This window comes from Azospirillum sp. Marseille-Q6669 (assembly GCF_965111635.1).
Genome location: NZ_CBCOOP010000001.1, coordinates 122068 through 143690, shown reverse-complemented (window position 1 = coordinate 143690; position 21623 = coordinate 122068). Strand labels below are relative to the sequence as shown.

Below are 21623 nucleotides of genomic sequence, written 5' to 3'. Positions count from 1 at the left end.
AAGACGGCGATGCGACGCTATTAGACGTCTAATCGCCGGGAGCCATCATTCGCCGGGATACTGTTTCTCCTTCAGGAAGCGCGCGAGGTGGGCGGCGTTGCGCGCGGCCATGGCCGAGGTGGAGACCACCTTGTCGGGCACCTTGTCCAGGTCCTGAAAGTCGGTCTTCTGCATCGCCTCCCCCACCCAGTAGCAGACGGCGTTGGCGGCGAGCGTGAAGCCGACGTCGTTCAGCGCCTGGAACAGCTCCGCCGAGACATGGTGGGCGCCATCCTCGTTGCCGACCACGGCGACGAGCGCGACCTTGCCGTAGGACACCATGCGGCCCTGGTCGTCCGTCTCGCCCAGAAAGGCGTCCATGCGCTCCAGCACCCGCTTGCACACGCTGGACGGCTGGCCCATCCAGATCGGCGTGCCGAGGATGAGGATGTCCGCCTCCAGCACTTGGCGGCGCAGGTCCGGCCAAGCGTCGCCCGGCCCCTCCTCCGAGGTGACCCCGGGCTTCACGTCATGATCGGCGACACGGACCGGCGCGCTCACCTCGACCCCATGGGCGGCAAGGTCCTTCTGGAGCAGGCCGATCATCGCGTCGGTCGAGGAGGGCTTTCCCGACGGCTTCAGGGTGCAGTTGAGCGCAAAGGCTTTGATCGGCATGGTGCTCTCCGGATGCGATCCCCCGCCTGCCGGCGGTGACGGGAAGCAACATCACGCCTTGCCAAACGTTGCGGCTTCCAGAATACGGCCACCGAAAACATGACCACCGAATTGCCCCGGCACAGCCCATCCGCCATCGGATAGGATGCGGTGGACAGAACCACAACGGAGGAACAGCAATGCCGACCATGACCGTCCGACCCCTGTGCCTTGCCGCGGCGCTGGCCGGGTCCCTGGCGCTGGCCGGATGCGCCGGAAACTCGACGGGGCTCGGGCTGAACCTCGTCTCGCAGGAACAGCTCGTCGAGCTTGGCCAACAGGACTGGCAACGCCTGATCCAGTCGACCCCGGCCACCGCCAACGCCAGTTACCAGCGCCGCGCCGAGCAGATCTCGGCCCGCCTGCTGCGCGCCGCCTCGCTCGACCCCGCCGGTTGGGAGGTCCGCGTGTTCCAGGGCAAGGAAGCCAACGCCTTCGCGCTGCCCGGCCAGAAGATCGGCGTCTATGAGGGGCTGTTCCAATACGCCAAGACCGACGCGCAGCTCGCCGCGGTCATCGGCCATGAGATCGCCCACAATCTAGAAGGCCATGCCGCCGAGCGGGTGAGCACCCAGATGGCCACCGACGCCGGCACCAGCATCCTTGGCGCCGTGGCCGGAGCGAGCGGGGTCGGCGGCAGCGAGATGATCGCCGCAGCACTGGGCACCGGCGCGCAGTACGGCCTGCTGCTTCCCTATTCCCGCAACCAGGAACTGGCGGCCGACCGCGCCGGCCTGCTGATGATGGCCCGCGCCGGCTACGACCCGCAGGCGGCCATCGAGCTGTGGCAGAACATGAAGCAGGCAGGGGCCGAGCAACCCACCTTCATGTCCACCCACCCCGGCACGGCGGACCGCATCGCCGCGCTGCAAAAGCTGATGCCCGAAGCGAAGGCGGCCTACAAGCCGAGCTGACCGGAGCGGCGGGTGGTGCCGCGGTCGCACCACCCGCCGGGCGTTTCCCGCGAGAAAATTTTCTCGCCGAATGTTGACTCCCCTCCCCTGCCCCGGAGTCAACATTCCGGCTTGACCGGACTCCGGCGCCGCGCAAAAGTGGCCTCGGGGCAAGGCAGGGGAATAAACCATGCGCGGCGAGGACATCAAGGCGTTCCGGGAAGGCCGGGCGCTGAACCAGCCGGATTTCGCGGCTTGGCTGAACGAAAAACTCGGTCGGAAATACGACAAGGCGAAGATCTCGCGCTGGGAAAACGGCAGCGAGAAGATCCCGGCCCCGGTCATTTCCCTGCTGTTGCAGGAGAAGATCGGAACGGTGACGCAGCATGGCCCGGCGCTGATCTGTGCGGCGGCCAACCGCAAGGGCGGCGTGGGCAAGACCGCCTTCACCGTCAACACCGCCACCCTGCTCGCCCGGCATTTCAAGGTCCTGCTGATCGACGCGGACCCGCAGGCCAACGCCACCATTCATCTCGGCATCAACTCCATCGAGCGCGAGCGCGAGGAGAAAACCCTCTACTACGCGCTGAAGGCGTCCGTGGAGGCGCTGAAATCGCGGGGGAAAGATTTTGACCTCAGCGACTACATCGTCACCACCGACAGCGGGCTGGACGTGATCCCCAGCGGCATGCGGCTGGGCGACGCGGAGGCCGAGCTGCAAAGCCAGTCCTCGGGGGATTGCGCGCTTCGGGAATGCCTGGATGGCGGAGCGCGGCAGAGTTACGATTTCATCTTCGTCGACACCCCGCCGCATTTCGGCATGCTGGCGCGCAACGCGCTGACCGCCGCCAACACCGTCGCCATTCCCTGCCAGACGGAGATGCTGAGCGTCGCGGGCGTGGAGTTCCTGCTGGAGAACCTGGACATGATCCGCCGCCGGGCCAACCCGGGGGTCAGCGTTCTCGGCATCCTGCCGACGATGTTCAACGCGCGGCTGACCCAGGACCAGGCGTCGCTCGACGACATCCGCAACCTGTTCGGCGCGAAGCTGCGCGTCTTCGGCCCGATCCCGCGGGCGACCGTCTACGCCCAGGCGGTGGCCGCCGGGCGCGCCGCGCTGGAGGCGGTGCCGGACGCGCCGGGCTACGAGGTCTATCAGGCCGTCGCCGACGCGCTGATCCAGGAACGTGCCCGCATGCCGGAGGTGATGGCCCATGTCGCGTAAACTGGCCCGGACGAACACTGGCGTGCTGACCACCGCAGCGGCGGAGCGCCAAGCCCGCGAGGACGGGCAGGGCTTCAACCGCCGGGGCCCGGTCGTTGTGGAGATCGACGTCGGCCGCATCGTCACCAACCCCGACCAGCCGCGCCGCCATTTCGACGAGGCGGACATGGAGGCGCTGAAATCCTCCATCGCGCAGCATGGGCTGGCCCAACCGGTCGGCGTGCAGCAATTGGGCGACGGCCGCTTCCAGCTCGTCTTCGGGGAGCGGCGCTTCCGCGCCGTGCGGGCGCTCGGCCACCCGACCATCTACGCCGTCACCGTCACCGGCGCGTCGGACGAGTTGGCGCTGATCGAGAACGTCGTCCGCGCCGACCTGTCGCCCTTCGAGGAGGGCGACGCCTACGCCCGGCTGATGGAGCGCCACGGCTACCGGCAGGAGGATGTCGGGCGGATCGTCGGCAAGGACCGGGTGGACATTTCCCGCGCGCTCCTCATCAGCCGCCTGCCGCAGCGCATCCGCGACGAATATCCGCTGCATCGCCCGGCGCGTTACCGGCTGGTGGAGATCGCCCGGCTGAAAGGGGAGGGCGAACAGCTGCGCGGCTGGGACGCGCTGGTCAATGAGATGACCCGGCGCTCCGCCGACGAGGAGACCCCAGCGCCCGTGGCGGCAAAGCCCCGCAGCAACGCGGTTCCGACCGGCAGCGCTCTGCCGAAGCCGCTGGCGAAGGTGGTGTTCGGGGCGCGCCAGACCGTCGCCAGCGTCCGTGAACAGGGTTTGGCGCTGGCGGACATCGACCGGGAGACGCTCCGCGCGATCCGCGACGACATCGACGCGATCCTCGACGCCGGGAAGGGCAGGGGAGGGGAGTAAAAAAGACGGCTCCGCGAGAAAATTTTCTCGCGGAGCCGGGGCTGCCGTTGCGGTTCAGTGGCTTTCCGACGCCACCAGCGCAGCCGGGCTCCGGGCGCTGTCCAACGATTGCAGCAGGTTCGTGCGGGCCATCACGAGCAGCAGGTCCGTCTGGGTCACCACCCCCAGCAGTCCGCCGCTCCCATCCACGATGGCAACCTCGTGCGTGCTCTCGTCCGACAGTGGGCCGAGCAGGCGGAAGGCTGGGGTTTCCGGGCCGGCGGTCACCGGCGGGGCCATCACCGAGGCCACCGTCGCGGCGTTCCCGACCAGATGCTGGTGCCCGACCAGACCAACCACCACGTTGCGCCGGTCCACCACCGGCAGGGTGCGGAAGCTGTGCTCGATCAGGCGGGCACGGGCCACCTCCGGATGAGCCTCCGCACTCACCGTCACCACATCGCGGGCCATGATATCGCCGCAGGTGATCCCGCCGTGCATCCGCTCCATGGCGTGAAGTTCGGCCTTCTCCAGAAGGGCGCTCAGGTCGTCGCGGTTGACGTCCAGCGCCTCCCCCAACTCGCGGATCGCCTCGTCCAGATCGTCGGCGGTCAGGCCGCCGCGCGTCCGGGCGGGCGGGTCGGCGGTGCCGTGGCTGTTGGCCGGCTTGGGCGGCGCCCGGTGCGGGTAGGAATGGCCGGAGAAGCGGTGGAACGTCCAGCCCGCCAGCACCAGAAGGATGGAGTTGACGGCCACCGGATAGAACACGAACTGCATCCCCGACGCCGCGACCGCCGGTCCACCGATCACCGCGGTCAGCGCGGCGGCGCCGCCCGGCGGGTGCAGACAGCGCGTCATCGACATGGTGGCGATGGCCAGCGCCACCGCCACGCCGCCGGCCAGCATCGGGTCGGGGATCAGCGCCGCAACCATCACCCCGACCAGCGCCGACAGGGTGTTGCCGCCGATGATCGACCAGGGCTGAGCCAGCGGACTGGCCGGCACCGCGAACAGCAGAACCGCCGACGCCCCCATGGGCGCCACCAGGGCCGGCGCACTGGTGATGTGGGTCAGCAGGTTGTGGCAGAGCAGGCCCGTCGCGGCGAGGCCGAGCATGGCCCCGCAGCAGGCGATCAACCGGTCCTTCAGATTCGCACCGGGCAGGATGGGCCTGAACAGGGCAAGGCGGCGGCGGTTTTCGCGTTTCTTCAGCAGAGTAATTTTCCAGCGGCGCAGCAGGAGCCGTATCTCGCGGTGCATTCGGCCCGGTCCCTCCCAAGGTTTCGGCGTGCGGCGGCAGGATAGAACCTCAAGCTAAGTTGAGGTCAAACGGAAAGTGCCGGACCGCCTTACCGTTTTTGCGCGGTGTTGCCGCCATCGGACAGACAATCGGGAGCGCGCGCCTTGACCGGGGGCAAGGGGGCGATCCCGTCCAGCGCCTCCTTCAATCCCAGCACGCGCTCCACCGACGCCTTCCACTGGGCGACGGTCGCCAGATTGTCGATGGGCCAGGACAGCGCCGCGACGGCCTGCTGGAAGGCTTGCGCGGTCTGCATCATCATCCCCAGCGTGATGGCCCCCGCGACGTAGCGGGGCGCCACCACCAGGATGGGAAAGACCGTGGACAGCACCGAATAGGACGCGCCGAAGGCCATCACGCGGACCAGCGCGCCGGTCTGCCGCTCCCAGCCACGGCGCACCCCGCCGAACAGCAGAGCCATGCGGCTGCGCTCGACGGCCTCGCCATGCTGCCGGGCGATGACCGGGGCGTTCTCGCGAACCCGCGCCAGCCCGAAGCGGAAATCGGCCTCCAGCCCCTGCCGGCGCTCCGCCGCGCGGACGAGCGGCCGGGCGACGGCGATGGCCGCAGCGGTCCCGGCGGCGGAGAAGGCCAAGGCGAGGAGGAGCAGATGGCCGGGCACCGGAACGCTCACGCCGCCGAGCGTGACAGGAACGACTCCGGAAAGGCGCCATAGGATGCCGGCGAAACTGACCAGCAGCAGCAGGCAGTAGGTCAACGAATGGCCCAGGTCGATGGCGAGTTCGGTGACGATTCGGACGTCCTCGGCGATGCGTCCGTCCGGATTGTCATGGTCGCCTGGACAGGAGGGGAGGGCCAGTTCGCGCCCGTCGGACAGCCAACCGCCGACCAAGCGCCGGGTCAGCCACGCCCGCCAACCGAACTGGATGCGCCGCTTCACCCACAGATGCGACACGGTGACGGCGATGTTGAACAGCAGAATGCCGCCGGCCGCCGCGGCCATGACCGGCAAACGGTCCATCGCCCGCTGCTCCAGCGCGTCGAACAGGCGCTGGCTCCACAGGTTCAACATGACCGGGACCGACACCTGCGCCACCGTCAGGGTCAGAAGAGCCGCCGTCAGCAGCCATACCGACCAGCGGTCCCGCCCCGCCCAGTAGCCCCCGGCCAGCCCGGCGAAACGCCGGACAAAACCGGAGGCGGCTCTCAGGGAAATCCTACTCACCATGACCGACCATCCCGGCCGCCCAACCGAGACGCCTTTTGCTCAGGCGCCTCGGTTCAGCCTACCACCCTTCCGGTGGAGGGGAACCGGAACAAGCGGTGATCCCCTCATCCCGCCGGATCAGGCGGCCCGGACGGTGGCGATGAAGCTGCGCACCTCGCTGCGCAGCCGCTCGGCCTCGGCGGCCAGTTCCTCCGACGTGCCATGGACATGGCTGGCTGCACTGCCAGTCTCCGACACCGCCGTGCTGACGCCGGCGATGTTGCGCGACACCTCCTCCGTCCCCTGAGCGGCCTGGGACACGCTGCTGGCGATCTCGCGGGTCGCAGCGGCCTGCTCCTCGATGGCCGCGGCGATGGTGGTGGCGATCTCGCTCATCCGGCCGATGGTCTGGCCAATGCTGCCGATGGCCTTCTGCGCGCCGCCAGTGGTCTGCTGGATCTCCTGCACCTTCGACTGGATCTCGTCGGTCGCCCTGGCGGTCTGGTTGGCCAGCGCCTTCACCTCGCCCGCCACCACGGCGAAGCCCTTGCCGGCCTCGCCCGCGCGCGCCGCCTCGATGGTCGCGTTCAGCGCCAGCAGGTTCGTCTGGGCGGCGATGCCGCTGATGATCTCCACCACCTGCCCGATCTGCTCGGCGGCGGTGACCAGGGCGCGCATGGTGCGGTCGGCACCTTCCGCGTCGGTCACCGCCTGACCGGCGATGCGGGTGGAGATCTCCACCTGCTGGCCGATCTCGGCGATGGAGGCCGACAATTCCTCCGTCGCGCTGGCGACGGTCTGCACGTTGGCCGACGCCTCCTCGGAGGCAGAGGCGACCAGCAGCGAGCGCTCGCTGGCGTCCGACGCGGTGCCGGACAGGGTGCTGGCGGCGTTGTGCATGCCGCCGGCGGCGCTCGCCACCGCCTCGACGATGCCCTGGACGGTCGCTTCGAAGGTGTCGGCCATGCGGATCATGGTGACGCGGCGCTGCTCGGCGGCCTGGCGTTCGGCCTCCTCCTGCGCCTTGCGCATGCGCTCCATCTCCTCGGCGTTCGACTTGAAGACCTGGAGGGCGCGGGCCAGCGCGCCGATCTCATCCTTTCGCCACCCCTCATCCACCTGCACCGTGCGGTCACCTTCGGCCAGCCGGCCCATCGCCACGGTTATGGCGCCAAGCGGACGGGTGATCGCCCGCGAGATCATCCAGGCCAGCAGCAGGCCCAGCGCAACGGCGGCGGCGGTCACCGCGGCACCCTGCCGCTCGGCGGCGGTCACCGCGGCGGCGGCGCTGACCTCCAGCCCCTTCAGGACCTCGGTGGAGTGCTGGCGTATCGACCCGATCTTCCCATTGATCTGGGCGCCGGCGCGGGTCAGCGTGTCGGCGTTGACGCGTGTCATCTCCTCGGCGATGGCGGCGATGCGCTCGATGCCGGCGGTGTAGCGCGGCAGCTTGGCGAGCACCTCGGTGCGCTTGGCGGCGCCCGGGGAGTCGGCCCAGCCCTTGGCTTCGCCCTCGACATCGGCGGCCACCGACGCCAGATCCTGGCGGATGCGGACCAGATCCTCGGGCTTCGTCTCGGTCACGAAGCGTGCGACCAGGACGCGCACCAGCAGATACTGCTCGCTGACGCCCGCGGCCTGAACGGTGCGGTCCAGATTGCCGGTCTGCCGTTCGACCGTCACCAGATCGCTCAACATCCGGCGAATGTCGGCGCCCAGCTTGTTGACCACCTCCGCAACGATGCCGTCCCGTTCCGTGCGCAGGGCGACCAGACGGTCGAAGCCGGTCAGGAAGTCCCGCTCCAGCCCGCGGATCTCCTCCACCGCCTGACGATCGGCCGAATCGCCGATGCCGGGGGCCGCCCTGTCCAACTGCCGGCGGAACTCGCCGGCTGTCGCGCGGAATCGGTTGGCCGCGCCGTCCGTGCCGGAAACGAGAAACTCCGCTGCCGCTCCCAGCGCGTCGGACAGCGCGGTATCGGCCTCTCCCAACGTCACCGTGATGTTGGACTGCGCCGCGTAGCTGCGCAGCGCTGTATCGTTGGACCGAAGGCCGCTCCAGGAAACCGCCCCCAACGTGACCAGCAGGGCCAGCGTGACCCCGAAGCCGGTATAGACCTTGGTTGCGGTGCGCAAGTTGGCGAAAGCACGAAGGGAGGTGGTCATGATGGGATGTCCTGCCTGGGGTATTTTTTGTTCGGCGCCGGTTGCCCGCACCGGATCAAATCATTCTCAAATTCCGTACCAACTCCCAAACTCCGCGCAATTGCTGTTCCACCCAGCAAAATTCCCGAGCGGGCTGCGCGGTTGTTCCTTCCCAACCGTTGCAATTTGCCAACGCGCTCCCATTCGTGTCGCAAATTGCCACGCCCGCGTCGTCAAGTTGCGAATGGGAACGCGGGAACCATCCCGATGTTGAGGGCCGATGTTGAGGGCCGATGTTTAGGCCCCATGTTGAGGGAAGCGCCGCCAGAGCGCAGACTGGAATCCCGCACACGCACGGAACAACGAGAGGTCGGTCATGCCGGACAGCAAGCATTTCGCTCCGCCCGGACCCATCGGGTTTGGTGGCGCTCCGCTCGGCAACATGTTCGAGGAGGTGCCGGACGACGTGGCGGAGGCCACGCTGGCCGCCGCCTGGGACGCCGGCATCCGCTATTTCGACACGGCGCCGGAGTATGGCCCCGGCATATCGGAGCACCGGTTCGGCCATGTCCTGCGCAACCGGCCGCGCGACGACTTCGTCCTGTCCACCAAGGTCGGGCGCCTGCTGCGCGCCGATTCCAGCAAGGGCGGCAAGCACGGCCCCTTCGTGAAGGGGCTGCCCTTCCGGGTGGACTACGACTACACCGCCGACGGGGTGCGCCGCTCCATCGAGGACAGCCTGCAACGGCTCGGCTTGGCCCGCATCGACATCGCCTACATCCACGACTGCGCCGAGGACGCCCACGGCGACCGCTGGCTGGAGGTGTTCGACACCGCCATGAAGGGCGCCGCCGTGGCGCTGACCAAGCTCCGCGAGGAGGGCGTGATCCGCGGCTGGGGCCTGGGCGTCAACCGGGTGGAGCCCTGCGTGATGGCGCTGGAGCGGGCCGACCCGGACGTCTTCCTGCTGGCCGGGCGCTACAGCCTGCTGAACCAGCCTGCGCTGGACACGCTGTTCCCGCGCTGCCAGAAACGCGGCGTCCATGTCGTGGTCGGGGGCCCCTACAACTCCGGCCTGATCGCCGGGGGCAAGAACTTCGAGTACCAGGAGGCCCCGCCGGACAAGGTGGCGGCACGCGACCGTCTGGCCGAGATCGCCCAGCGGCACGGCGTGGATCTGCGGGCGGCGGCGCTGCAATTCTGCGCGGCGCACCCGGTCGTCGCATCGGTCATTCCGGGTACCAAGAACCCGCCGCGCGTCCATGAAAATGTGGCGCTGATGAAGCAGCCGATCCCGGCGGACTTCTGGCGGGAACTGAAACAGGCCGGCGTCCTGCCGGAACAGGCGCCCACACCAGCTTGAGACTCCAGCCTAATCGTCCGCCTGGAGGGCGGCGGCGATCCAGTGGCGGAAGCTCTGCATCGCCGCCGTCTCGGGACGGGAGTGCAGGCGGGTCAGCCAGTAGCGGCCCGCCGGCACCTCGATGGCGAAGGGGCGGACCAGCCGGTCGGTGACGAGATCGTGCCCGAACAGCCGCGCCGGCAGCAGCGCTACCCCGGCGCCCATCGCGGCGGCGGCGGCGATGGTGGGGGAGGAGTCGAAAACCGGGCCGCGGATGGCCGGGCAGGGCACCCCGGCCAGCGCGAACCAGCGCTGCCATTCCTCGACCCGGTAGGAGCGCAGCAGCACCTCCCGCGCGAGGTCCGCCGGGCTGGACAGCCGTTGTGCCAGCGCCGGGGCGCAGAGCGGGGTCAACGGGGCGTCGAGCAGCGGCACCGCCTCCACCCCGTGCCAGGAACCGTCGCCGAAACGGATGGCGAAATCCAGCCCCTCGCCGGCCAGATCGACCCGGTTGTTGTTGGTCAGGATGCGCAGGTCGACCGCCGGGTTCGCGGCGGTGAAGGCCGGCAGGCGCGGCAGCAGCCAGCCCGTCGCGAAGGTCCCCACCACCCCGACCGTCAACACCTCGTGGTAACGCCCGTCGGCGAAGCGGTCGAGCGTCGCGCCGATGCGCTCGAAGGCATCCATCAGCACCGGCACCAGCGCCGCCCCCTCGTCGGTCAAGGCGAGGCCGCGCGGCAGGCGGCGGAACAGGGTGACACCCAGCCGCGATTCCAGCGTGCGGATCTGCTGGCTGACCGCCGCCTGGCTGACGCACAGTTCCAGCCCGGCGCGGGTGAAGCTGAGATGGCGGGCCGACGCCTCGAAGGCGCGCAGCGCGTTGAGCGGAAGCTGGGAGCGGGCCATGGACAGCTATTAGTTTTTCTTGTGGCTTGTGAAAACTATCATCGTTTGTTCGGCGGCCGTCAGCTTTTTATCGTCCGTCCATCGACACGGCATGAGACGAGGACACGATGATCGGACGGCGGGCTTTCCTGGCCGCGGCGGGCGGCGTGACGCTGCTGGCGGCAACCGGAGTGAAGGCGGAGAAACCCAGGAAATTCGGGGACAAGCGGCTGGCCGACGCGATCGCCGCGCTGGAAAAGCGCAGCGGCGGGCGGCTTGGCGTGGCGGTGCTCGACACCGGCACCGGGCAGAGCTTCGGGCATCGCGCGGACGAGCGCTTTCCGATGTGCAGCACCTTCAAATTTCTTTTGGCTGGCGCCGTCCTGAAACGGGTGGACGAGGGACGCGAGCGGCTGGACCGGCCCATCCCGGTGACCAAGGCGGACATGGTTCCCTACGCCCCCTTCGCCGAAACCCGCCTCGACGGCCGCCCCCCCACGGTGGCCGAACTGTGCGAGGCGACGATGACGCTCAGCGACAACGTGGCGGCGAACCTGCTGCTGCCGGCGGTGGGTGATCCCGCCGGGCTGACCGCCTTCCTGCGCACGCTGGGCGACCGGAAAACCCGGCTGGACCGCAACGAGCCGTCGCTGAACAGCGCCATTCCCGGCGATCCGCGCGACACCACCACGCCCGCGGCGATGGTCCACAGCATGGAGCGGCTGATGCTGGGCGACGCGCTGAGCCCAGCGTCGCGCGAGCGGCTCATCGCCTGGATGGTCGCCAACCGGACCGGTGATAAGCGCCTGCGCGCCGGCCTGCCGAAGGGCTGGCGCGTCGGCGACAAGACCGGCACCGGCGTGCGCGGGACGGCCAACGACATCGGCATCGTCTGGCCGGAGGGGAGGGCCCCGCTGCTCATCGCCAGCTACCTGACCGAGACGGCCGACGCCTTCAAGGAACGGGACGCCACCCACGCCGGCGTGGCCCGCGCCGTCGCCGACGCCCTCAAGGGCTGATCGCCGCCGGAGCACCATCCACAAACCCTGCGGCATGTCGTCACTGGGGTTTACCCTAAGAAGTGTAGGGATGCCCCCAATGGGAGTGGGGGCAGGGCGCCGGTACCCTTCGCACCGTAGGGCCGCGGTTCGTCGCGGCCGAAGGAATCAGGTGCGAAGAGGCCAGCCATGGACCGATCAAGGCGCAACTTCTGCCTCGGCACCGGCGCCGCGACCATCGGCGCCGCAACGGCGACGGCAATGCCCGCCGCCGCAGCCCCCGGGGTAGCGTCGCTCCGCCGGGACGGCGATCCGGCGCACCGCTGGGCGATGGTGGTGGACGTGGGCAAATGCGTGGGCTGCCAAGCCTGCACGGTCGCCTGCATCATGGAGAACGACGTCCCGGAAAACAGCTTCCGCACCATCGTCTCCACTTACGAGGTGACGGAGCAGGGCAAGGCCGGCAGCTACATGCTGCCGCGCCTGTGCAACCATTGCGAGGACCCGCCCTGCATCCCCGTCTGCCCGACCGGCGCGACCTTCCAGCGCCGGGACGGCATCGTCGTGGTGGACAACACCGTCTGCGTCGGCTGCGCCTATTGCGTCCAGGCCTGCCCCTACGACGCGCGCTTCATCAACCACGAAACCCAGACCGCCGACAAATGCACCTTCTGCGTCCACCGCGTGGAGGCCGGGCTGCTGCCCGCCTGCGTGGAGACCTGCGTCGGCGGCGCCCGCATCTTCGGTGACCTGAACGACCCGGACAGCGCCGTCGCCACCCTGGTCCGCGAAGAGAACCCCAAGGTGCTGAAGCCGGAGCAGGGGACCCAGCCGCGCGTCTTCTACCTCGGCCTCGATCCCCGCTTCCAAGGGAAGGTCGACGGCACGCCGACGCTCTGGCGGCCCAGCAGCGAGACCCACGCCCAAAAGGAGCACGCGTGATGGACAACCACATCGTCGAGGTCATCAACGTGACCCGCGAGGTCGCGTGGCTTCCCTGGGCCGTTCAATACTTCTTCCTGATCGCCCTGTCGGTCGGCGGCCTGCTGCTGAGCCTGCCCGGCTACGCCTTCGCCCGACAGGACTGGCGTGCGCTTGGGCGCACCGCCCTGCTGGTGGCGCTGACCTGCGGGCTGGCCGCCCCGGTGGCGCTGCTGTCGGACCTCCATCAGCCCGGCCGCTTCTGGCACTTCTACGTCGTGCTGCGTCCGACGTCGTGGATGTGGTGGGGCTCCGTCTTCATCCCCCTCTACGTCACCGGCCTGCTGGTCTACGGCTGGGCGTGCTTCCGCGAGGAGTTGCAGGCGCATGGCCGGGTGGACAGCCGCCTCGCCGCGCTCTACCGGCTGGCGTCGCTGGGCGGCGGGCGCAACGACGCGCTGATCCGCGCCGCCGGCCTGTTTGCCCTGGCGGGTGCGCTTCTCGTCGCCCTCTACACCGGGGCGGAGGTCGCGGTGGTCAAGGCGCGCCCGCTGTGGCACACGCCGTTCCTGCCCGTGCAGTTCCTGATGACCGCGCTGGCCGGCGCCGCCGGGCTGGTGCTGGTGCTGAACCGCTTCGCCGCCGGCAACGACCGCGCGGTGGAGGTGCGGGCGAACCGGCTGCTCGCCGGCTTTCTGGGCGGCGTCATGATGGTCGGGGCGCTTTGGCTGGCGCTCGGCCTGTTCGGGCTGGACGCCACCCACGCGGAGGCGCTGGGCAGCGTCGCCGGGTCGGAGGCATGGCGCGTCACCGCCGTCTGGGCCGTCGTCGCCACCGCGCTGCCCTTCGCCATCGCCGTCGCCAAGCCGGCCGGAACTGGGCTGCTGACCGGGCTGATCGCCCTGCACGGCGCCTGGATGTTCCGCTGGACCGTGTTCATCGGCGGCCAGACCGTGCCGAAGACCGGCGCCGGCTTCTACGACTACGCGTTGCCCGCCGGGCCGGAGGGGCTGCTGGGGATCGTCGGCACGGCGGGACTCTGGCTGTTCCTGCTGATCGTCCTCACCGCCATCCTGCCTTCCCCGCGCCGCCCGGCGCCCGCTTCGGCCCGCGCCCCCCGGGCGCCCGCCGGAACCGTGGCCGCCGCCGAGTGAACGGAGCACCCATCATGTCGATTTCCCGTCGCCTTCTTCTGAAGACCAGCGCCGCGGGCGGCGCGCTCGCCGCCTTCGCGGGTGGCTTCTCCGACACCGGGCGCAAGCTCGTGAAGGGCGCCTGGGCCGGCGACAAGCCCGACCACGCCATCTCCGGCAACGCCCCGGCCCCCGAATTCCGCGTCGATCCGGCGACCGGCGACCTCGCCCCGACGCCGGGCCAGATCGTCGCCAACGTCGCCTGCCTCGGCTGCACCACGCTGTGCGGCGTCCGCGTCAGGGTGGACGTCGAAAAGAACAAGGTGCTGCGCGTCGCCGGTAACCCCTACAGCCCGCTGTCCACCGATCCCTTCCTGCCCTATGGCACGTCGATCAAGGAGAGCTTCAAGTCGCTGTCGCGGCTGGACGAGAAGGGGCTGAAGGGCCGCTCGACCGCCTGCGGCCGGGGCAACGCGGCGCTGGAGATGCTGACCTCGCCCTTCCGCGTCGCCACGCCGATGAAGCGCGTCGGCCCGCGCGGCTCCGGCCGGTGGGAGCCCATCGCCTTCGACCGGCTGGTCGAGGAGATCGCGGAAGGCGGCGACCTGTTCGGCGAAGGCCCGGTGCCCGGCCTGCGGTCTTTGCGCGACCTGAAGACGCTCATCGACCCGGCCGCCCCCGAACTGGGGCCGAAGGTCAATCAGGTGGCCCTGCTGTCGTCGGTCAACGACGGGCGGGAGCCCTTCGTGCGGCGCTTTTTCAACCAGGCGCTGGGGACCATCAACTTCGTCGGCCACGGCTCCTATTGCGGCGGCGCCTACCGCTCCGGTTCGGGGGCGGTGTTCGGCGACGCCAAGAAGATGCCGCACGCCAAGCCGGACCTGCAGAACGCCGAGTTCGTGCTGTTCATCGGCACCGCCCCGTCGAACGCCGGCAACCCGTTCAAGCGGCAGGCCATGCTGCTCGCCAAGGGGCGGACGGACGGTGTCTTGAACTACGTCGTCGTCGATCCCGTGCTGACCAACGCCGATAACCGCGCGGCGGCGGAGCGGTCCAACTGGATTCCCATCCGGCCCGGCACCGACGGCGCCCTGGTCATGGGCATGATGCGCTGGATGTTCGAGAACGGGCGCATCGACACCAACTACCTGTCCCAGCCCAACGGCAAGGCGGCGGACGCGGCGGGCGAGGCCGGCTGGTGCAACGCCACCCATCTGGTGATCCAGCAGGCGGGCCACCCGCGCGACGGGCGGATGCTGCGCGCCTCCGACCTCGGCTGGGTGACGCTGGACGAGAAAGAGCGCTACGGCGCCAAGGACGCCTTCGTCGTGCTCGACCCCAGCGGGACTTCGGTGGCCCACGACGCACTGATGGGACCGGCCGCTCTGTTCCACGGCGGGACGGTGGCGACCCCGGCGGGCGACGTCGCGGTGAAGACCAGCCTGACCCTGCTGCGCGAGCAGGCGATGAAGCTCGACCTCGCCGGCTACGCCGACGCCTGCGGCATCCCCGCCGACGTCATCGCCGGGCTGGCGCGGGAGTTCACCAGCCACGGCAAGAAGGCCGCCGCCAACACCCACGGCGGCATGATGGCCGGCAACGGCTTCTACAACGCCTTCGGCGTGGTCACGCTGAACACGCTGATCGGCAACCTCAACTGGAAGGGCGGCACCATCTTCGGCGGCGGGCGCTTCCCGGACGAGCAGGACGGCCCGCGCTACAAGCTGGCCAGCTTCCCCGGACAGGTGAAGCCCTCCGGCACCGCCATCAGCCGCCCCATACCCTACGAGAAATCCAGCGAGTTCAAGGCGAAGAAGGAGGCGGGCAAGCCCTATCCGGCCAAGGCGCCCTGGTACCCCAACGCCCCGCAGCTCACCACCGAGTATCTGACCAGCGGCGTGGTGGACGGCTACCCGTACCCGCTGAAGGCTCTGTTCCTGTGGAACAGCAACCCGGTCTACGGCATCCCCGGCGTCCGCGCCCAGGTGGAGGCGAAGCTGCGCGACCCGAAGGCGCTGCCGCTGATCGTCGCCATCGACCCCTTCATCAACGAATCCACGGCCTTCGCCGACTACATCATCCCCGACACCGTGCTGTACGAAACCTGGGGCTGGGCGGCCCCCTGGGCGGGCGTGCCGACCAAGACCTCGACGGCGCGCTGGCCGGTGGTGACTCCGCGCACCGAACCGCTGCCGGAGGGCCGGCACGTCCAGATGGAAACCTTCCTGATCGCGCTCGCGAAGCGGCTGGGCCTGCCCGGCTTCGGCCCGGACGCCATCGCCGACATGGACGGGAACACCCACCCGCTGGAACGGCCCGAGGATTGGTACCTGCGCGGCGGCGCCAACATCGCGTGGCTGGGCAAGCAGCCGGTGCCCGACGCCACCGACGAGGACATCGCCCTGTCCGGCGTCGCCCGCGTCCTGCCGGCGCTCCAGTCGGTGCTGAAGGAGGAGGAGTGGCGCAAGGTCGCCTTCATGCTGGCGCGCGGCGGGCGCTACCAGAACCAGGCGGAGGGCTTCGAGGGCGACAGGGCCACCCACCGCTTCAAGGACGGGCTGCTGGTCTACAACGAGGCGGTCGGCGCGGCGAAGAGCAGTGTCACCGGCAAGCGGTGGACCGGCACCGCCGCGTGGACGCCCCCGGCCTTCGCCGACGGCACGCCGATGCGGCAGGTCCACACAGCGGAGGACTGGCCCTTCCAGCTCATCAGCTCGAAATCGGTGCTGGTCAGCGCCTACACCATCGCCGCCAACCGCCTGCGCCACCTGCATCCGGAGAACCCGGTGGGCATCAACGCGGAGGACGCGCGGCGGCTGGGCATCGCCACCGGCGACCGCATCCGCATCGCCACACCGGGCGGGTCGGAGCTGGCGACCGCCATCGTCCGGCACGGCGTGATGCCCGGCGTGCTGGCCGTCGAGCACGGCTTCGGCCACAAGGAGTTCGGCGCGCGGCCGCACGTCATCGGCGGCCGCAGCCAGCCGGTGGTGCCTGAGATCGGGGCCGGGGTGAACATCAACGACCTGGGCCTGCACGACCCGACCCGTCCGGGCGCCTCGGTCTGGGTCGATCCCATCGCCGGAACGGCGGTGCGCCAGGGCCTTCCCGCCAAGCTGGAACGGGTCGCGGCGGCGTGAGTCATGGATCACCTTTGAAATCCCCTCTCCCGTCCGGGGAGAGGGTTACTTCACCCCGTCACGCGTCGAGTTCCGGCATCCGCCAGTTCCCGCCAAGATCGGCGTTGCGCAGCAGCAGGAACAGCTCGTCCTGCGAGCGGGTGACGGCGGTGTAGAGCCAACGCCACTTGTGCTCGCGGAAGGCGGCGGAATCGTCGAGCACAGTAACGGACGGGAACTCCGACCCCTGGGCGGAATGGCAGGTGATCATCCAGGCCCAATCGAACTGCTGCACGTCGCGCTCCACCCGCGGCGCCTTGGTCTCGCCGCTGTAGTGCGCCTGGAACATCCAGGGATGGACCATCAGCTTGCTGCGGGGCTTCACTTCGTCCTCCATGTGGACGCCGAGCGACCACAACCCGTCCTGGCGCCCCCGCCCTTCCGCCGCCGGACGGGTCAGCGTGCCGATCATGCCGTTGAACAGCCCCTCCTCGCGATCGTTGCGGCGGCAGATCACCCGCTCGCCCGCCTGGGGCATCACCGTGTCGAAGCCGTGGCGGGTGCGGATGCGCCGGGTGAAGTCGGTGCGCACACGGTGGGTGCCGCAGATGGTCTGGGTGTCCACCCGCAGGGCCAGCGGCTCGGTCACCCGGTTCAGCGGCAGGACATGTGCGTTCCCGGCGGTTCCGAAGCGGCGCGGCAGCTCCTGCCGGCGCAGCAGATGGGCGAGGCGGATCACCGGGCTCTCCCGCGCCGTGCGGTGCGGCTCGACCAGCCGGAAATCCGGCTCGCCCTTGGTCAGCGTGCCCTGGCCGGTCACCGGGGGGAGCTGGTAGTCGTCGGCGATCATCAGGATCTTCTTGCCGGAGCGCAGCAGGTCGCCCGCCACGTCGTCCCCGACCATCGAGCCTTCGTCGCAGACGATCAGGTCGGCCTCGGCGAACTTGCCCTCCGACTTGCGGGCGAAGAACAGCTCGCCGGTATTGTCGTCCTGCCGCGGCGCGTAGATCAGCGAATGCAGCGTCGCCGCCCGGTCGATGCCCTTGCGGCGCAGCACCTGCGCGGCCTTGCCGGTGGGCGCCCCGACCACGAAATTCTCCAGGTTGCGGCGATCCTGGAGATGATCCAGGGCGAAGACGGTCGTCTTGGTCTTGCCGGTCCCGGCCTCGCCGGCCAGCCAGAACATCTGGGGGGCCGCGGGGTCGGCGTACCAGGCGTCGATGGCCTGGATCGCCCGGAACTGCTCGTCGGTCGGGGTATCGGTGGTGCTGGGCATGAAGCGCGGGGGGGGGCTGCTGGGCGGGACACAGTAGCCCGCCCGCCCGCCCGCGGCCAAGCATTACGGCCTTTACGGCTTCACGGCTCGGGGCGGAAAGGGCCGCTGATGAGGCGGCGCAGGCCGGCGAACAGGGTCAGCCCGCCCGACACCACCCCGACATAGACGAACAGCGCGTCATGCCCGAACCACTCCATGGCCGCCGTCGCCAGCAGCGGCCCGAGGGCGGCGCCCAGCGCCCAGGCGAGCAGCAGCGCGCTCGCCAGCGGCACCGTCTCCTCCACCGTCACATGGTCGTTGGCGTGGGCCACGCAGATCGCGTAGAGCGACAGGGCAGCGCTGCCCCACAGGGTGAACAGCCCGAGCAGGACGGCCTGCGGCGCCGCCCCGCCCGGCGGGTTGGCGAAGGCGGCGATCAGGAAGGCGGCGACCGTCGCCACGGTTGACACCGCGAAGATCACCAGCCGCCGGTCGTGGCGGTCCGACAGCCGGCCGATCGGCCATTGCAGCACCACGCTGCCCACCTGGATGCCCGACATGATCAGGGCGACCCCGGCGGCGGGCAGAGCCAGCCCGGCGAGCCAGGCCGGGCCGATGCCGGTGACCGCGGTGTTGCACAGGCCGACCATCAGGCAGCCGGCGAAGGCCACCGGCGCCCGCCGCACATACTGCCAGGGCGAGGGCGCCGGCCCCTTCGGCGCGGCGCTGGCCGGCGGGCGGATCACCGCCACCGGCACCAGCGACAGGCCGTAGCAGCCCGCCGCCAGGACGGTCAGCCACAGGGCCGACAGGTCCGGGCTGGCGAGCAGCATCTGGCCGCCGATCACCGCCACCTTGCAGGCGATCATGTAGAGGGAGAAGACGCTGCCCCGCGATCCCGGCGGGGTCAAGCTGGCCAACCCGCTTTCCGCGACGGTGAGCATCCCGACGTAGGACACCCCCATCAGCAGCCGCAGCCCCACCCAGGCCCGCGCGTCCGGCAGCAGGTTCAGCAGCAGCGTGGCGGCGGCGGCGAGCAGCCCGAAGGCGGCGAAGGACCACACCCCGCCCACCCGGCGGATCATCCAGGGTGCCGCCCAGCAGCCCAGCACGAAGCCGATCGAATAGGCCGAGGCCACCGCCCCGACCACCAGCGGCGGGGCCGCGGCCTCGGCGAGGCGGAGCGGCAGCAGGATCTGCAGGATGCCGTTGGCGACCTGGATGACGCAGACGCCGAGGATCAGCGCGGCCAGCACCGTCAGAGGCGAGGCCGGAGGCCGATGGGTGGTGTGGGGCAAGATCGCGGGAAGGTCAGTGGTTGCCGGGCAGGGCGTCCAGCGGGTCTTCCGCCGCCGGCTGCGGGCGGGCGCCGGCGAGATGGCCGTCCACCAGCGCGCGCAGGAAACCGCGGGTGCGCTCCTGCACCGGGTTGGTGAAGATCTGCTCCGGCGAACCGGACTCGACGATGCGTCCGTCGGCCATGACGACCACGGTGTCGGCGACCTCGCGGGCGAAGCCCATCTCGTGGGTCACCACCATCATGGTCATGCCTTCCTCGGCCAGCGTCTTCATAACCTGGAGCACCTCGCCGACCAGCTCGGGGTCGAGCGCGGAGGTCGGCTCGTCGAACAACATCACCTTGGGCTTCATGGCGAGCGCGCGGGCGATGGCGGCGCGCTGCTTCTGCCCGCCCGACAGGGTGGACGGATAGACGTCGGCCTTGTCGCCCAGCCCGACCTTGCGCAGCAGCCCCATGGCCAGCTCCCGCGCCTCGGCCTTGGCCATGCCGCGCACCACGACGGGGGCGCGCATGACGTTCTCCACCGTGGTCATGTGCGGAAACAGGTTGAAGGACTGGAAGACCATACCCGTCTCGGCGCGCAGCGCGTTCAGCTCCTTGTCGGGCAGCGGCTTGCCGTCGGCGATGATGGTGCGGTGGTTGATGCGGATCTCGCCGCGGTCGGCGATCTCCAGGCAGTTGCAGCAGCGCAGCAGTGTGCTCTTGCCCGAACCGGACGGGCCGATGACCACGGTGGTGCGCGACGGCGGCACGGTCAGGCTGACGTCCTTCAGCACCTCGGTGCTGCCGAAGCTCTTGTAGACGTTGCGGATCTCGATCACCGGCTTACCCTCTTTCCACGGTCATGCGCTTTTCGATCTGGCGCAGGATCCAGGTGGCCGCGTTGGTCAGCACGAAATAGATCAGCGCCACCGCGATGTAGACCTCCAGCGCGCGGAAGCTGGTGGAGATGATCCGCTGCCCCTCGCGCATCACGTCGTCGATGGTCAGCAGCGACACCAGCGCCGAATTCTTGATCAGCGCGATGGTCTCGTTGCCCAGCGGCGGCAGCATGCGGCGGAAGGCCTGGGGCAGAACCACCTCCCACATCGCCTCGCGGTAGGACATGCCGAGCGAGCGGGCGGCTTCCATCTGGCCGCGGTCGATCGACTGGATGGCGCCGCGCACCACCTCCGACACGTAGGAGCCGCTGTAGATGCCGAGCCCGATCACGCCGCACAGCCATGCCGGCAGCAGGATTCCGAACTGCGGCAGGCCGAAGAACAGCAGGAAGAGCTGCACCAGCAGCGGCGTGCCGCGGATGAAGGCGACATAGGCCGACGCGATGCCGTACAGCACGCGCCGCGCCGGGTTGAGGCGGATGATGCCGACGAGCAGGCCAAGCACGGCGCTGAGCAGGAAGGCCGCCGCGGTCACCTCGATGGTGACCACGGTGCCCTTCAGCAGCTCCGGCAACCCTCCCCAGACGGGGGCGAAGTCGAGCGTCACGGGAGGGGTCCTCCGTTCACGAAGATATCGATCACTTCTTGGCTTCGAACCACTTGTCGACCAGCTTCTGATAGGTGCCGTCGGCCTTCAGCTTGGTGATGGCGGCGTTCACCTTGGTCACCAGGTCGGTGTTGTCCTTGCGCATGGCGAAGCCGTAATCCTCGGTGGTGAGCTGGTCGTCCAGCACCTTCACGGTCGGATGCGTCTGGGCGTAGAGCTTGGCGGCGGGCTTGCCGGTCACCGCGACGTCGGTGCGGCCGGTCTCGACCTGCCCGAACATCTCGGCGTTGGTCTCGACCTCGACGATCTTCGTCTTCGGGAAATGCTCCTTCAGATGGACGACCGACTTGGTGCCGATCTGCACGGCGGCGGTCTTGCCTTCGAGGTCGGCCGGGCCCTTCACGGCGGTGTTGTTCGCCTTGACCATGATGACGAGGCCGCCCGGATAGTAGGTGTCGGAGAAGGCGACCACCTTGCGGCGCTCCTCGGTGATGTACATGGCCGAGGCGATCATGTCGAAGCGGTTGGCCATCAGGCCGGGGATCAGGCCCTTGAAGTCGATGTCCACCCACTCGACGCCCTTGGTGGCGCCCAGCTCCTTGGCGATGGCCTCGACCAGCTCGATGTCGAAGCCGGTCTTCTTGCCGTCCTGCGAGAATTCGAAGGGCGCGAAGGTGGCGTCCACGCCGACGCGGAAGGTGCCGTTCTGCTTGATCGAGGCGATCACCGCGTCCTCGGCGCGCGCCGGGACGGACCCGGCGCCGACCACGGTGACGACCGCGGCGGCGGCGAAGGAGGCGGCGGCGAGAAACTTACCAAAGGACTTCATGGGTCGGAATTTCCCTGTTCGTTGCGCCTGCGTTGCCAGTTTCGGACGCCGGGGAACCCCCTTGCGCAGCGAGCGG

18 protein-coding genes are annotated in these 21623 nt (G+C 69.6%); 8 read left to right on the top strand and 10 right to left on the bottom strand.

The window, feature by feature from the left end; genetic code table 11:
• Nucleotides 1-45 precede the first annotated feature (45 nt).
• Entirely contained in the window at nt 46-654 is a 609-nt protein-coding gene (locus ACWPXE_RS00580; protein ID WP_454016238.1) for a flavodoxin family protein, read from the bottom strand.
• A 188-nt stretch (nt 655-842) separates the two neighbouring features.
• Here ACWPXE_RS00580 and ACWPXE_RS00575 point away from each other — a divergent pair, with 188 nt between their 5' ends.
• The 3 genes from ACWPXE_RS00575 (at nt 843) to ACWPXE_RS00565 (ending at nt 3685) form a co-directional block, all read left to right on the top strand.
• Nucleotides 843-1607, top strand: coding sequence for a M48 family metallopeptidase (locus ACWPXE_RS00575; RefSeq protein WP_041813439.1), 765 nt, complete (start codon nt 843-845; stop codon nt 1605-1607).
• Between the two features lie 169 nt (nt 1608-1776).
• A complete protein-coding gene (locus ACWPXE_RS00570) occupies nt 1777-2811 on the top strand; it encodes an AAA family ATPase (RefSeq protein WP_454016237.1) in 1035 nt (344 codons plus the stop codon).
• Nucleotides 2801-3685 carry a ParB/RepB/Spo0J family partition protein gene (locus tag ACWPXE_RS00565; protein WP_454016236.1) on the top strand — a complete coding sequence of 295 codons (885 nt, stop codon included), beginning with the start codon at nt 2801-2803 and terminating at the stop codon, nt 3683-3685. Before ACWPXE_RS00570 ends, ACWPXE_RS00565 begins: the two co-directional genes overlap by 11 nt.
• Nucleotides 3686-3739: 54 nt before the next feature.
• Here the strand turns inward: ACWPXE_RS00565 and ACWPXE_RS00560 are convergent, their stop codons facing one another.
• The 3 genes from ACWPXE_RS00560 to ACWPXE_RS00550 form a co-directional block, all read right to left on the bottom strand.
• Nucleotides 3740-4924, bottom strand: coding sequence for an HPP family protein (locus ACWPXE_RS00560; protein WP_454016235.1), 1185 nt, complete (start codon nt 4922-4924; stop codon nt 3740-3742).
• An 89-nt stretch (nt 4925-5013) separates the two neighbouring features.
• Nucleotides 5014-6153 (bottom strand): SbmA/BacA-like family transporter, encoded by a 1140-nt coding sequence (locus ACWPXE_RS00555; RefSeq protein WP_454016234.1) that lies wholly within the window; start codon nt 6151-6153, stop codon nt 5014-5016.
• Between the two features lie 117 nt (nt 6154-6270).
• Entirely contained in the window at nt 6271-8298 is a 2028-nt protein-coding gene (locus tag ACWPXE_RS00550) for a methyl-accepting chemotaxis protein (protein ID WP_454016233.1), read from the bottom strand.
• Between the two features lie 355 nt (nt 8299-8653).
• Between ACWPXE_RS00550 and ACWPXE_RS00545 the strand changes: the two genes are divergently transcribed.
• Nucleotides 8654-9640, top strand: a complete 987-nt coding sequence (locus ACWPXE_RS00545) for an aldo/keto reductase (RefSeq protein WP_454016232.1) — start codon at nt 8654-8656, stop codon at nt 9638-9640.
• 9 nt (nt 9641-9649) lie between these two features.
• Here ACWPXE_RS00545 and ACWPXE_RS00540 read toward each other — a convergent pair whose 3' ends face one another.
• Nucleotides 9650-10525 (bottom strand): LysR family transcriptional regulator, encoded by an 876-nt coding sequence (locus tag ACWPXE_RS00540; protein WP_454016231.1) that lies wholly within the window; start codon nt 10523-10525, stop codon nt 9650-9652.
• 107 nt (nt 10526-10632) lie between these two features.
• Between ACWPXE_RS00540 and bla the strand changes: the two genes are divergently transcribed.
• From bla to ACWPXE_RS00520, 4 genes are all read left to right on the top strand, one after another.
• Nucleotides 10633-11523: a class A beta-lactamase gene (gene bla / locus ACWPXE_RS00535; protein WP_454016230.1), complete on the top strand. Its 891-nt coding sequence runs from the start codon at nt 10633-10635 to the stop codon at nt 11521-11523.
• A 168-nt stretch (nt 11524-11691) separates the two neighbouring features.
• Nucleotides 11692-12444: a sulfate reduction electron transfer complex DsrMKJOP subunit DsrO gene (gene dsrO, locus ACWPXE_RS00530; RefSeq protein WP_454016229.1), complete on the top strand. Its 753-nt coding sequence runs from the start codon at nt 11692-11694 to the stop codon at nt 12442-12444.
• Complete coding sequence (gene nrfD / locus ACWPXE_RS00525; RefSeq protein WP_454016228.1) at nt 12444-13577, top strand: NrfD/PsrC family molybdoenzyme membrane anchor subunit; 1134 nt, start codon at nt 12444-12446, stop codon at nt 13575-13577. Before dsrO ends, nrfD begins: the two co-directional genes overlap by 1 nt.
• Before the next feature lie 14 nt (nt 13578-13591).
• Nucleotides 13592-16696 (top strand): molybdopterin dinucleotide binding domain-containing protein, encoded by a 3105-nt coding sequence (locus ACWPXE_RS00520; RefSeq protein WP_454016227.1) that lies wholly within the window; start codon nt 13592-13594, stop codon nt 16694-16696.
• A 58-nt stretch (nt 16697-16754) separates the two neighbouring features.
• On the opposite strand, the gene ACWPXE_RS00515 is transcribed toward ACWPXE_RS00520, so the two are convergent.
• From ACWPXE_RS00515 to ACWPXE_RS00495, 5 genes are all read right to left on the bottom strand, one after another.
• Nucleotides 16755-17951 (bottom strand): ATP-dependent DNA helicase, encoded by a 1197-nt coding sequence (locus ACWPXE_RS00515; protein ID WP_454016226.1) that lies wholly within the window; start codon nt 17949-17951, stop codon nt 16755-16757.
• A gap of 80 nt (nt 17952-18031) precedes the next feature.
• The gene (locus tag ACWPXE_RS00510) at nt 18032-19228 is read right to left on the bottom strand and encodes an MFS transporter (RefSeq protein WP_454016225.1); all 1197 of its coding nucleotides are present in this window, start codon (nt 19226-19228) and stop codon (nt 18032-18034) included.
• Between the two features lie 13 nt (nt 19229-19241).
• On the bottom strand, nt 19242-20051 hold the full coding sequence (locus ACWPXE_RS00505; RefSeq protein ID WP_454016224.1) for an amino acid ABC transporter ATP-binding protein: 810 nt from the start codon (nt 20049-20051) through the stop codon (nt 19242-19244).
• A gap of 4 nt (nt 20052-20055) precedes the next feature.
• The gene (locus ACWPXE_RS00500; RefSeq protein ID WP_035679436.1) at nt 20056-20718 is read right to left on the bottom strand and encodes an amino acid ABC transporter permease; all 663 of its coding nucleotides are present in this window, start codon (nt 20716-20718) and stop codon (nt 20056-20058) included.
• Between the two features lie 31 nt (nt 20719-20749).
• The gene (locus tag ACWPXE_RS00495; RefSeq protein WP_454016223.1) at nt 20750-21547 is read right to left on the bottom strand and encodes a glutamine ABC transporter substrate-binding protein; all 798 of its coding nucleotides are present in this window, start codon (nt 21545-21547) and stop codon (nt 20750-20752) included.
• Nucleotides 21548-21623 lie beyond the last annotated feature (76 nt).